The 13,361-nt window shown below is 42.4% G+C and carries 12 protein-coding genes; 7 read left to right on the forward strand and 5 right to left on the reverse strand.

Annotated elements, in window-relative coordinates; genetic code table 11:
* Position 1 precedes the first annotated feature (1 nt).
* The 6 genes from lepA to E2P86_RS06070 all read left to right on the forward strand — a co-directional run bounded on the left by lepA (position 2) and on the right by E2P86_RS06070 (position 4,918).
* Positions 2 to 1,792 (forward strand): translation elongation factor 4, encoded by a 1,791-nt coding sequence (gene lepA / locus E2P86_RS06045; RefSeq protein ID WP_085472552.1) that lies wholly within the window; start codon positions 2 to 4, stop codon positions 1,790 to 1,792.
* A gap of 48 nt (positions 1,793 to 1,840) precedes the next feature.
* Complete coding sequence (locus tag E2P86_RS06050) at positions 1,841 to 2,722, forward strand: bifunctional 5,10-methylenetetrahydrofolate dehydrogenase/5,10-methenyltetrahydrofolate cyclohydrolase (protein ID WP_085472553.1); 882 nt, start codon at positions 1,841 to 1,843, stop codon at positions 2,720 to 2,722.
* 61 nt (positions 2,723 to 2,783) lie between these two features.
* Complete coding sequence (locus E2P86_RS06055) at positions 2,784 to 3,296, forward strand: hypothetical protein (RefSeq protein ID WP_085472554.1); 513 nt, start codon at positions 2,784 to 2,786, stop codon at positions 3,294 to 3,296.
* Positions 3,297 to 3,440: 144 nt separating this feature from the next.
* Positions 3,441 to 3,893: a 3-oxoacyl-ACP synthase gene (locus E2P86_RS06060; protein ID WP_134431555.1), complete on the forward strand. Its 453-nt coding sequence runs from the start codon at positions 3,441 to 3,443 to the stop codon at positions 3,891 to 3,893.
* A 91-nt stretch (positions 3,894 to 3,984) separates the two neighbouring features.
* Positions 3,985 to 4,476, forward strand: a complete 492-nt coding sequence (locus E2P86_RS06065) for a BON domain-containing protein (protein ID WP_085473018.1) — start codon at positions 3,985 to 3,987, stop codon at positions 4,474 to 4,476.
* Positions 4,477 to 4,495: 19 nt separating this feature from the next.
* Complete coding sequence (locus E2P86_RS06070) at positions 4,496 to 4,918, forward strand: SH3 domain-containing protein (RefSeq protein ID WP_085472556.1); 423 nt, start codon at positions 4,496 to 4,498, stop codon at positions 4,916 to 4,918.
* Between the two features lie 105 nt (positions 4,919 to 5,023).
* Here E2P86_RS06070 and E2P86_RS06075 read toward each other — a convergent pair whose 3' ends face one another.
* Together E2P86_RS06075 and E2P86_RS06080 are read right to left on the reverse strand one after the other, a co-directional pair.
* Entirely contained in the window at positions 5,024 to 5,857 is an 834-nt protein-coding gene (locus E2P86_RS06075; RefSeq protein ID WP_134431558.1) for an MBL fold metallo-hydrolase, read from the reverse strand.
* The gene (locus tag E2P86_RS06080) at positions 5,844 to 6,728 is read right to left on the reverse strand and encodes a LysR family transcriptional regulator (RefSeq protein ID WP_085472558.1); all 885 of its coding nucleotides are present in this window, start codon (positions 6,726 to 6,728) and stop codon (positions 5,844 to 5,846) included. Before E2P86_RS06080 ends, E2P86_RS06075 begins: the two co-directional genes overlap by 14 nt.
* 81 nt (positions 6,729 to 6,809) lie before the next feature.
* Between E2P86_RS06080 and E2P86_RS06085 the strand changes: the two genes are divergently transcribed.
* Positions 6,810 to 7,517 carry a class I SAM-dependent methyltransferase gene (locus E2P86_RS06085; RefSeq protein WP_134431561.1) on the forward strand — a complete coding sequence of 236 codons (708 nt, stop codon included), beginning with the start codon at positions 6,810 to 6,812 and terminating at the stop codon, positions 7,515 to 7,517.
* 38 nt (positions 7,518 to 7,555) lie between these two features.
* Here E2P86_RS06085 and E2P86_RS06090 read toward each other — a convergent pair whose 3' ends face one another.
* From E2P86_RS06090 to E2P86_RS06100, 3 genes are all read right to left on the reverse strand, one after another.
* Positions 7,556 to 10,726 (reverse strand): efflux RND transporter permease subunit, encoded by a 3,171-nt coding sequence (locus E2P86_RS06090; RefSeq protein WP_085472560.1) that lies wholly within the window; start codon positions 10,724 to 10,726, stop codon positions 7,556 to 7,558.
* A gap of 116 nt (positions 10,727 to 10,842) precedes the next feature.
* On the reverse strand, positions 10,843 to 11,988 hold the full coding sequence (locus tag E2P86_RS06095) for an efflux RND transporter periplasmic adaptor subunit (protein ID WP_134431564.1): 1,146 nt from the start codon (positions 11,986 to 11,988) through the stop codon (positions 10,843 to 10,845).
* Between the two features lie 38 nt (positions 11,989 to 12,026).
* Positions 12,027 to 13,361, reverse strand: coding sequence for a TolC family protein (locus tag E2P86_RS06100; RefSeq protein WP_134431569.1), 1,335 nt, complete (start codon positions 13,359 to 13,361; stop codon positions 12,027 to 12,029).

Consider the following 13,361-nt stretch of genomic DNA (forward strand, 5'->3'; position numbering starts at 1 on the left):
TATGAAGCATATACGTAATTTCTGTATCATCGCACATATCGACCATGGGAAAAGTACTTTGGCCGATAGATTATTAGAGTATACAAATACCATCACGCAGCGGGAGGCGCAAGCACAATTGTTGGATAACATGGATTTGGAGAGAGAGCGGGGGATAACAATTAAGTCGCATGCCATTCAGATGGAGTATACACAAGATGGACAGCCGTATATCTTGAACTTGATTGATACACCTGGACACGTTGATTTTTCGTACGAAGTTTCTCGTTCGATTGCTGCTTGTGAAGGCGCTCTGCTTATTGTTGATGCCTCGCAAGGTATTCAGGCACAGACGATTTCCAACTTGTATTTAGCGTTGGAGCACGATTTAGAGATCATCCCTATTCTTAATAAGATGGACCTTCCGGGCGCTATGCCGGAGGAAGTGAAAGACCAGATTGTGGAATTGATCGGCGGTAAACGAGAAGATATTATTCCAGCATCAGGAAAGACTGGTATGGGAATTCCTGATATCTTGCGCGCTATTGTGGAGCGTGTGCCTGCACCTGTTGGCGACCCGGACGCTCCTTTACAAGCATTGATCTTCGACTCTGTGTTTAATTCCTTTCGCGGAATTATGGCTTATTTCAAGGTGGAGAATGGTGAAATCCGTAAGGGTGACAAAGTAAAATTTGTCGCTACAGGCAAGGAGTACTTTGCAGATGAGATAGGCACGTTGAAATTAAATCAGGTGCCTAAAGAAGTGATTAAGACGGGAGATGTAGGTTATATCATATCCGGAATTAAGGAAGCGCGTGAGGTGAAGGTCGGGGATACGATTACGCATCGTGAGCGTCCTTGTGCTTCAGCGATTCAAGGTTTTGAGGAAGTGAAGCCGATGGTATTCGCGGGTATTTATCCAGTGGATACCGAGGATTACGAAGAATTGCGTGAATCCATGCACCGATTACAGTTGAATGATGCTTCACTAGTTTTTGAACCTGAATCATCGGCAGCTCTAGGTTTTGGTTTCCGTTGTGGTTTCTTGGGAATGCTTCACATGGAAATTATCCAAGAACGTTTGGAACGTGAATTCAATATGACCGTTATCACAACGGTTCCCAACGTATCTTATAAAGCCTTTTTATCAAAAGATAAGGAAGAGATAACGGTACATAATCCTTCGGATTTACCGGATCCTAGTAAATTAGATTTTATTGAGGAGCCCTACATTAAGGCCAATATCATTACGAAGGCTGAATTTGTTGGTCCCGTTATGTCTTTGTGTATCCAGAAAAGGGGAACGATTGTAAACCAATCGTATCTTACATCAGACCGTGTTGAATTGGTCTTTGAGATGCCGATGGGGGAGATTGTATTCGATTTTTATGATAAATTGAAAACAATTTCTAAAGGGTATGCCTCTTTCGATTACCACCAAATTGGTTACCGCCAGTCGGATCTTGTAAAATTAGATATTCGCTTAAATGATGAACCTGTGGATGCTTTGTCATCCTTGATTCACCGTAGCAATGCGTATGATTTCGGTAAAAAGATTTGTGAGAAGTTGAAAGAGTTATTACCGAGACAACAGTTTGAAATTCGTATTCAGGCATCTATTGGTGCGAAGATCATTGCCCGTGAAACGATTTCTGCTTTGCGTAAAGATGTAACCGCTAAATGTTACGGTGGTGATATCTCCCGTAAACGTAAGCTCTTGGAGAAGCAGAAAAAAGGTAAAAAACGTATGCGCCAGGTAGGAAATGTGGAGATTCCACAATCCGCTTTTATGGCTGTACTTAAGTTGGATTAATTTATTAAAATATACGAAACCCATATATTTAACCACGTAATACTAAACATGAATTTACTAGACGGAAAGCTCGTATCGGCTAAGATTAAAGAAGACATCAAAGTAGAGGCAGCAGCATTTACAGCGGCTTCAGGGCGCAAGCCGCATTTGGTCGCTATCTTGGTGGGGAACGATGGTGGTAGTGAGACCTATGTAGCGAGTAAAATGCGCAATTGTGAGCTTGTTGGATTTGATTCGACCAATATTCGATATGATGTCGATATTACGGAAGAGCAGTTAATTGCAAAAATTAAGGAAATCAATGTAGACCCTACTATTGATGGACTGATCGTGCAGTTGCCTTTACCGAAACATATTGATCCGGATAAAATAACGGAAGCAATTGACTACCGGAAAGATGTGGATGGTTTTCATCCGATCAATCTCGGACGCATGCAACGGAACTTGCCTTGTTTTATTCCTGCAACACCGTATGGTATTTTATTGATGTTAGCACATTATGGCATTGACACGGCAGGTAAGAAAGCGGTGGTCGTAGGACGTAGTAATATTGTGGGGTCTCCGATGAGCATTTTGTTGGCACGCAACAGTAATCCTGGAAACTGCACGGTAACTTTAACACATAGCCGTACGCAAAACTTAGCGGAAGAAGTGTTACAAGCTGATATTATCGTTGCTGCAATAGGAAAGAAAAATTTTGTGACTGCGGATATGGTAAAGCCGGGTGCTATCGTTATTGATGTAGGTATCAATAGAGAAGATTCAACGGAGACAAAATCAGGCTTTAAATTATATGGTGACGTAGATTTTGATAATGTAGCAGAGAAAGCTTCATGGATCACGCCGGTACCAGGTGGAGTAGGCTTGATGACGATTGTTGGTCTTTTGAAAAACACGTTGGAAGCAGCTAAAGGAACGATTTACGGGTAAATCTTTGTGAGGATTTTTTACTTAAGATATTCTTTTTATAAACATTTAAATTAATAGAGAAATGAAAAAAATCGTATTATCAGCATTTGTTGCATTAGCTTTGGTAGCTTGTAACAACACAAACACTTCTACAGCAACACAAGCAGATTCTGTAGCAACTGAAGCCGGTCATGAAGGACATAACCATGCCGAAGGTCATGAAGGTCACGATCATGAAGGACATGTACATGGTGCGGTAGATGAGGGTGTTGCAGCGGCAGAAGCAAAAGCAGCACAAGCAAAGGCTGACCTTGAAGCAGCAATTAAGAGCGGCGATAAGAAAGCACAAGAAGCAGCGCAAAAGGCAGCTGACGAAGCAAACTCTGCTTTAGAAAAAGTAAAGGCAACTGTGAAAGAGGCCGGTGAGAAGGTAGAGCATGGCGTTGGCACTGCTGTTGATGCAACGAAAGATGCTGCTAAAGCAACGGGTGCAGCAGTAGAGAAAGCCGCCGATAAAACAGCGGATAAAGCGAAAGAAGTAACAGGTGAAGCAAAGGAAAAAGTAAAAAACCTTAAAGACGCCTTGAAAAACTAAGCGTTTCCGCGTTTAGTTGTTTTATATTCGTCATTGCGATGAGCGTAGCGAAGAAGCAACCTTCATAGGTTGTTTCGATGTGATATCTCTTCGCAATGACGTTTTTTTGTTTGACAGATTTAAAGTATACCTACGTTATAGCGTATGAATGATATAAAAAATACCCTAAGAGCGCAATGTATGGCACATACGGAATTGCGTATTCAGGAAATTGTACTAGCGATGGAACAGGCACAGGAATCGTTAGAAAGTGATACGAAGAGTAGTGCAGGGGATAAATATGAAACGTCACGGGAGATGATTCAACAGGATCTTACCCGTTATCAAGGACAGCTTCTCCATGCGAAGAAAGACCGTGTTATATTGGAGCAATTGGATCCGCTTCAGACAACCGGTACAATCGTGCTGGGATCATTGGTTACGACCAATAAGGCAGCATATTTTATGGCTATCAGTTTAGGCAAGTTACACGTGGAAGGTCACGATTATATAGCGATCTCGGCAGCCTCGCCCATTGGGCAATTGTTTATGGGCAAGCAGGTCGGAGATGTGATTGATTTCAATGGTGCAAAACAGCAAATTCTTGCTGTTTTGTAATAGGATTTTCTTTATTCGTAAAACAATTGCTGAAAATCTTTGTTTAAGTCTGTATGAAATTGTTCTAACATTTTATGAAAAAAGGATTATTATGAACTTAAGAAAAGATTTTATGGTTCTAGCGGTTGCTGGAGCGTTAGCGTTGTCTTTCAGCGCATGCAAATCCAAAATTTCGGATGCTGATCTGAAAGCTAAAGTCGAAACCGTTACATCGACGCACCCTGGGGTTGCGGTGGATGTTAAAGAAGGTGTTATCACACTTTCGGGCACCGTCGGCTCGGAAGCAGAAAAGACGGCTTTGGCGGAGACCATCAAAGCTTTGGATGCTAAGCATACGAAGAACCTAGTTAATGACGTTATTGTAGAGACGGCCCCGCCAATTACGGTAAATACCGTAGATGCGGATTTAATCCCGAAAGTAGTGGACGCAACTAAAGATTTTCCTTCGGTAAAAGCAGAGGTGAAAGATGGGGTTATTACCGTAACCGGTACATTAGAACAAGCGCGCGTACAAACATTGAAAATGGCCTTGGATGCACTGAATCCAAAAAAGGTAGATATGGTTGGTTTAACAGTTAAGTAACAAATTAAGCTTTATTGGTATGGCATTACAAGATAAATATAAAGTATTATTGGATACGGCTTCGGCTTCCGGGATTTCAGATTTGCAGTATGCGGAACAAGATGGTGTTTTACAAATTCGTGGAACTGCACCCAATGCAGATGTGAAAAATAAATTATGGGATGTCTATAACCAAATAGATCCTAATTTCTTGACAGGGGATGTTGTGATGAATGTCGACGTTTCATCCGCTGTTGTGGGAAGTCAGGTTCGCGTCATTACGCAAGATGGTAATTTAAATATCAGAAAAGGTCCGGGTACGGATCAACCGATTGTTGGTAAAGCGGCTAAGGGTGAGGTAATCACATTGATTAGCCGTGCTAACGATCAATGGTGGTTGGTTCGCACAAATGGTGGTGGCGAAGGATACTGTTATGCGCAGTATTTGGAACCAGTTGGGTAGAGCTTTCCTTTATCCATGCGATTGACTGCTTTGGCGGTAAATTATACTTTTTTTATGAGAGAAAAGCTAGGATAAAAATCCTAGCTTTTTATGTTGCATGGCCGTTTATATTTCATCGAGACGGAAAGTCTCTTTTAATCGAATTCCTTTTTCAGTGTGCTGTAATGTACAGCATTGATTGACTGAGTCGTGTTCTAGAAAAAGGATATATTCTTGATCTACGATTTCTGTCCAATAATCTTGTCGCTCTGCCATGGTGGTCAGCGGGCGGACATCATAACTCATCACATAAGGAAGTGGGATATGTCCGACAGAAGGCAATAGATCTGCCATATAAAGGATAGTTTTTCCTTTGTAAGATAGCTGTGGCAACATCATGGCTTCGGTGTGTCCATGTGCGTAACGTATGGTAATGTCGGGTGCATAGGAAGCTCCTTCCGTCAAGAACTGCAATTGACCACTCTCTTGAATGGGGAGGATATTCTCCTTCAAAAAAGAAGCTTTCTCTCTTGGGTTTGGATCGATTGCCCAATTCCAATGTTGTTCATTACTCCAATAGACTGCGTTTTTAAAAGCAGGGATCAGCCGATCACCATCCCGTTTGATGGCGCCTCCGCAATGGTCAAAGTGTAGGTGGGTCAGGATAATATCTGTAATATCATCCCGATGGAAACCTAATTTATGCAACGATTTGTCCAGGGTGTCGTCGCCATGCATGTAATAGTGGCTGAAAAATTTATCATCTTGTTTGTCGCCAATCGCAGTGTCGACCAACGTCAATCGTTGTCCATCTTCAATCAGTAACAATCGGTTGGCCCATGTACATAAATTCCGTTCATCGGCGGGGTTGGTTTTTTGCCATATAGACTTTGGAACCACGCCAAACATGGCGCCTCCATCAAGCTTAAAAAATCCGGTATCAATGCTATATAGTTTCATCCTTTACGTGTTTTAGTGTGAACTGTTGTAATGCCGTAAAAGCAGGGTGTTGCCGCTCTCTTGGATACGCCAGTATAATCTCCGTTGTAATAGCTATGTTATCCAAAGCTAGGAAATTTATAGCCAAATGTTGGTATTGTTTCCTGACGGATTGAGGAACAACACTTATTCCGATATTATGATGTACTAATTCCAAAATGGATGATATATTATTGCATTCATGTCGAATGGTAGGTGAGAAGCCCATGCGGGAACAATAGGATAATGCGGCATGGTGGTACCAAGGTGCATAATCAGCATTGTACGTGATAAAGGGAGTTCCATGTAATTCGGAAAACGTGCTGGGTAGTATAAAGTCCTGTGCGTAGGCAAGACAGAATTTATCGTGATAAAGATGTTCTACCTCGAGTTGTGGTGCGGTAATCGGTGCACGGAGAATCCCAATGTCGAGCTTTCCATTGATAAGGGCTATTGTTTGCCGTTCGGTAGAAAGCTCATATAGTTTTGTTTGAAGGTAAGGAAAGGTTTGCTGTATATCTTGGACGAGTAATGCTAATTTATGTTTATCGATAGCACTGATATATCCGATGTTTATCTCCCCACTCAATGCCTCATGGATTCGGGTGGTTTTGACTTGTGCGTTGCTAAGCTGATCGAGGATTGTCTGGCATTCGTCTCGAAAGTATTTGCCCGCGTTGGTTAAAGCGACACGTTTGTTATCTCGGGTGAAAAGTTGTGCCCCGATTTCTTCTTCGAGCTCTTTGATTTGTCGGCTAAGAGGAGGTTGCGATATATAAAGACGTTGTGCTGCACGTCCAAAGTGTAGCTCCTCGGCGAGGGTGAGGAAATACCGAATATGTCTTAGTTCCATACCTATTAAGTATTATTGTATGATAAATATAGTATTTTTTAAGTATTAATATACTGCTTAGCTTTGAGAAAAGAAAAAACAATGAAATCGACATTATTGGAAATAGAACAACGCTTTGATGCTGATGTGGAGCGTTTTTCGAATTTAGAAACAGGCCAACAGACAACGTTGGATGCGGCTTTCAACATGGAATTGATTACTACGTCTATTGCACGAATGTACCCGCAACCTATCCGTGTTCTGGATATTGGTTGTGGAGCGGGGAATTACATGGTGAAGTTATTGCAAAAGAAGAAATCTATAGATATCACCTTGGTAGATTTAAGTCAGCCGATGCTGGACCGCGCTTTAGCACGAGTTGGGGCGGTCAACGCGGGAACGACGGACGCGCTTAAAGGAGACTTCCGGACTATCGATTTGAAAGAAGGTGCGTATGATGTTATTGTGACGACTGCGGTACTTCATCATTTACGTGACGATGCCGACTGGACGGATAGTTTTGGACGGTTATATCGTTTGTTGAAGCCAGGCGGCAGCCTTTGGGTATTTGATTTAATCCAACAACATACGGCGGCTTTGCAGGATTATATCTACAAGGATCTCTACGGTACGTATTTAACCGGATTGAAAGACGAAGCTTATCGGGATGCCGTATTTGCCTATATTGAAAAAGAGGATAGCCCTCGTAGCTTAGTTTATCAATTGGATCTACTTCGTTCGGTTGGCTTTAGCACCGTGGATATTCTCCATAAGAATCTATGCTTTGCCTCGTATGTGGGAATGAAGTAATAAAAAGGGCGGTTTTGAAAAACCGCCCTTTTTATCTATTAGTGTGAACTTAAGTTCTTTGCTTTTTCTTCATCGAAATTCGCTTCAAGCTCGGCTAGTTTTTTCTTGCCATAAGCCATTTTGGTGATCACGTAGAACAACACGGGAATAATAAAGATTCCCATTAATGTTGCTGCCATCATCCCACCGAATACGGTCCAGCCAATTGTTTGGCGAGAGAACGCGCCCGCTCCCGTAGAGAGCATCAAAGGAATAATCCCTAAGATAAAGGCAAATGAAGTCATGATAATTGGTCGTAACCTAAGCTTGACGGCATCTAATGTTGCATCGAGCAAAGGCATTCCGATATCCACCCGTTCTTTCGCAAACTCGACGATCAGGATCGCATTTTTTGCCGCCAAACCAATGATGGTTACCAAACCAATCTGCGCATAGATGTTGTTATCCAATGCTGGGATAAACAAGAGTGTCAGGATCGCTCCAAAGATACCAATCGGCACCGATAATAAGATGGAGAACGGAACCGACCAACTCTCGTATAATGAGGCCAATAAAAGGAATACAAAGACAATACACAGCGCGAAGATCATCACGGTCATATTACCTGATTGTTTTTCCTGTAATGATAAGCCCGAGAAGTCATAGCCGTAACCGTTCGGTAGCGTTTGTGCAGCAACTTCTTCGAGTGCGCGTAACGCATCTCCAGAACTATATCCAGGAGCGGCGGAACCACTAACCTCGATACTTCTAAAGATATTATAGTGATTAATGATGGAAGGATTTTGTACTAACTCCCATGTTACCAAACTACTTAACGGTACGGAGGCACCGTTTAGATTCTTAACATACAATTTGTTGATGTCTTCGATATTCATACGGAAATCTTGCTCCGCTTGTGTTACTACACGGAAGTTACGTCCGTAGCGCGTGAAATCATTAATATAAGCGGAACCTAAATAAGCCGAGATCGTACTGTAGACCGATGATACCGGCACCGCCATTTTCTTCGCTTGTTCTCTATTAACAGAAATCTTAAAGTTTGGCGAATTCGAGTTAAATAGGGTATAGGCCATTCCAATTTCTGGACGTTGGTTTGCCGCTGCCAGGAATTTACCTACGACACCTTCAAATTCTTTGATATCTACGGTCTGGTGATCCTGAATTAGGAGAGAGAAACCTCCAGATGTACCTAATCCAGGAATCGCTGGTGGAGTTACCGCAAGTACACGCGCTTTATCATACCCACGATATTTACCCATAATCGCACCCGTAATATCAGCAGCTGTACGTTTCCGATCTTTCCATGGTTTCAACGACACAAAGAGTGTGGCACCATTGGATTTAAAGGATCTGTTTAAGATGTTGATACCCGATATGAGGGTGATATGTTCAATCTCTGGATAGTCTTTCCGGAATTGTGTTTCTAGTTCGTTCAACACCACTTCGGTTCTAGCGGCAGAAGATCCTTCCGGTAGTGTAACCCCAGCAAAGAATGATCCATTGTCTTCTGTTGGAATAAAGCCTGTAGGTTTAGTCTTGAACATATAGCCTGTTCCAACGAAAACACAAAGGAGGATAATTAATGCTAATGGTGCTTTTTTGATACAGGCCTTTACACCGTTCGAATACTTGTGGGTAACACGAGCAAACCAAAGGTTAAACTTATAGAAAAATTTGTTTAGACCTTTTGCATTCTCGTTTACCGATGTTGGTTTCAAGAGTAACGAACACAGGGCAGGAGTTAATGAAAGGGCTATAAATGCCGATATCATAACCGATACCGCAATGGTTATGGCGAACTGCTGATAAAGTTTACCTACCATTCCTGGAATAAAACCTACTGGAATAAACACCGCCGCCAAGATTAAGGCGATCGCAATTACCGGCGCGGTGATGTCGTGCATGGCTCTGCTCGTTGCTTCTTTAGCACTCATTCCATAATGGTCGATATAGTGCTGTACGGCCTCTACCACAACAATGGCATCATCCACTACGATACCGATTGCCAGTACGAATGCAAGTAGGGTAAGGTTGTTGATGGAGAATCCAAATAAACTAAAGAAGATAAATGTACCAACGATAGATACCGGGATAGCAAGTACCGGAATTAATGTTGCACGCCACGATTGTAAGAAGAAGAACACCACGAGCGTAACCAAAATCAAGGCTTCGACAAGGGTATGTATAACCGATTCGATAGAAGCGTTGACTACGGAAATTGTTTCATATCCTACGACGTAGTCTACATCTTCAGGGAATGATTTTTTCAGCCCTTCTAAGGCGCTGTATATACCGTCAGCTGTTTCCACAGCGTTACCACCTGGTGTTTGCGATATCATCATACCGGTTGATCGCATACCATCCGTTTTAGTGGTTGTGGAATAACTAAACTGACCTAATTCAACACGTGCCACATCTTTTAGTGTCACGATAGAACCATCGGTATTGGATTTAATAATAATTTCTTCAAAATCCTGAACCGATGAAAGATCAGAGTCTGTAATAACAGGATACTCAAAAACCTGAGAGCTTTGTTGCGGTGGAGCCCCAACGGATCCGCCTGGAATTCTTAAGTTTTGCTCGGAAATTGCGCTCGAAACATCCGCTGGCGTAAGATTTAAGGCTGTCAGCTTGTTTGCATCTAACCATACACGCATGGAGAACGGTTGACCGAAAGCGGTCACATCACCCACACCTTTTACACGCATAATCGCATCTTTGATGTATAAGTTGGCGTAGTTGGCCAAGAACTTATCGTCCCGTGTTCCTTTAGGAGAAACCAAGGATACCAACATCAAGATATCGGTGTTTGCTTTACGAGTGGTGACCCCTAAACGACGAACAGCCTCTGGAAGGGATGGTTCGGCAATACCTACACGGTTCTGAACATCAAGTGTAGCAATATCAATATCGGTACCTACTTCAAAGGTTACGGTGATACTGGATTGTCCGTTGGATGTACTGTTGGATGACATGTAGATCATTCCTGGCGTACCGTTAATCTGACTTTCGATAGGCGTGGTTACCGTTTGTTCCACAGTTTGCGCATCAGCACCTGTATAGTTTGCTGTAACGGTTACCGTTGGTGGGGCAATGGTTGGATATTGACTGATTGGCAACGTCATAATCGAAATCGTACCTATAATCATGATTAATATAGATATTACGATTGCGGTGACGGGCCTTTTTATAAATACTTCTGATATCATATTCTTTTTTTCTGAAAGTGTTTGTCATCAAGGGCTATCAAACCCCCTTTCAATAGCGTTTTGACTGCTCGGGTTACCCGAGATCATGACGCCTGTTTTATGTACGTTGTTACACGCTATTTCTGTGGTTGTTGCGGTGCGCCTTGTGGTGCATTCTCAACAAGCTTAGCGCCAGTTTTAACATTCATTACACCGTCGACCACAATTTTTTCGCCGGCTTGAACGCCACTGGTCACCACCACTTTGTCGTCAACCTTTAGACCAAGTTCCACGGCACGCTGCTCGGCTCTGCTGCTGTCATTAACCACATACACATTGTATACACCTAGCTGATCTTGAACCGCTTTAAATGGAATAAGCAATTGTTCGGACGAAGAAGTGCTTTTTACAATCATGGTGAGGTTCATACCGGCACGTAAGATGTTTTGCGCATTGTTGAAGGTGGCGCGTACTTTGATTGTTCCCGTTGTTGGATCCACGGCTCTATCCATAGTAGAGATGCGGCCTTGAGCAGGGTATGAAGTACCATCAGGGAGTACAACTGTAATCTCGGTACTTGCGCGACCAGCCTGGTAGGCCGCAAATTCTGCAATTTCTTTTTCACTGATCTGGAACTCTACAGCGACAGGGTCGATGGAGCTTACCGTATTCAACGAGGTGGATGGAGAAACCAATGCACCTGTACGTACTTGAGAAATACCAACAGCACCAGAGAATGGGGCGCGAATTGTAGAACGCTGCAAGTCCGTTTGCGCAGCTGTCAATGCCGCCTGTGCGGCTTGGACTTGAGCTTTTTGGTTATTTACATCGGTGATCGCATAGTCTAAAGTTTGTTTCGCAATCGCGTCACGCTCGGCAAGCGTTTGATAACGCTGCAGATCTTTTTCTACACGCTGTAGGTTTGCTTTAGAAATTGCCAAAGAGGCTTTCGCCTGGTCAACAGCTGCTTGGTAGCGCACACGATCTATTTCATACAAGGCTTGACCTTTGGAAACAAAGGCGCCATCACTTACATATATCTTGGTAACATAACCGCTAACTTCTGCTCTGATCTCGGTCTCTTGTAACGGGACAACGCTGGCAGGGTAGCTTTTTAATCCGGATACGATCTGTTGTTCAACTGTTCCGAAAGAAACAGGAACAGCAATCTCGCCTTGAGCCGCCGCAGCCTGTTGCTGTTTTGAACTGTCTTTAGATCCACAAGATTGCCATAGCAGTCCTGAACCTATAACTAATGCTGAAAATAAAAACTTCTTATTCATGTTTCTTGTAAATTTCGAGGGTTAGAAGGGTTTGTTTCTTAATTCGTGATATTCACTGTACCTAATGCTTTTTGGATATCAAGCTTGCTTGATAATACAGCATAAAGGGCGTTCAAATAGTTTAATTGACTTGTCTTTAAATCTGTTTCGGCAGTCATCAGTTCTAAATATGTTTTGACACCGGCATCGTATTGTAACTTAATGGTGTTGTATACCTCCTCAGACAATTCCATATTCGCCTTTGAGTTGCGCCATTCATTCATGTTCGCCCGATAGCTTGCCATAGCCGCCGAATATTCAGTACTGATCTTGTTTTCCAAATTCTTTAAGTCCCATTCGATGCGTTCTTCTTGAAGTTCTGATTTGCGCAATTCCTGGATACGCTTAGTTCCTGTAAAGATCGGAAGCTTCAAGGATAGCCCAACTGAAGAATTCGGAAAGTTATCACTGTAAAGCTTGCTGAATTTATCATCGCGGTAATTTAACCCGTAGTTTGCATAGGCTCCAAGGGTGGGTAAAAAATTCCATTTTTGATATTGGGTGTTCAGCTTCTGGATTTCTTTAAGCGTTTGAATTTGTTTGTATTCTACCCGGTTTGCGATATCCAACAATTCCGTCGTATCCAATAGAATATTTTGTTCCAGAGCTTGATTAACAAAAGACAGGCTCAGTGGTTCACTCGTATTCATGCCCAGCAGCATCTTTAAGTAGTCGTATTTATATTGCCTACTTTCATGTGCCGACTTGAGCTGAGCATTACTGTTGTTTAACGATATCTGTGCTCTTTTATAATCCGTTTTATCGACTAATCCCACTTCATAGCGCGAGTTCGCTTCACTGTATTGACGTTTTAGACGAACAATATTTTCGTTGATGATCTTAATGGACTCTTCCGATGTGAGGATGTCGTAATAGGCTTTGCTGACATCCACAACGGTCGAAATTCGTGTGCTTTCGATATTCAGATTATTCTGTTGACGAATAAACTTTGCGGCACGGGAGGCTTGAAACAGTTGAGGACTAATAATCTGTTGATCCGCCTGAATCGTTAATCCGCTGGTATTCTTCTGTCCCATAGTAATGGTTTGACCACTGATAACCGTGGTCGGTAGTTGAATATTATGAACTAAACTACCTGTCGCATTGATCTGTGGAAACCACCCCGATAAGGCGGATGCGATTTCACGCTCTCCAATTTCTTTATCAATTGTGGCTTGTTTGAGTTCAATCTTGTTGCTTAAGGCGTAGTTGATTAACTCGTTTAATGTGGCATTTTCGTTTAATTTGCTTCCTTGATTATTTGTTTGTGCTTCTGCAAAACTTACAAAACAAGAAGCAATAGATAAAAATAAAGCAGCTTTCTTGAATCTCAT

The organism is Sphingobacterium psychroaquaticum (assembly GCF_004421025.1).
Classification (GTDB): domain Bacteria; phylum Bacteroidota; class Bacteroidia; order Sphingobacteriales; family Sphingobacteriaceae; genus Sphingobacterium; species Sphingobacterium psychroaquaticum.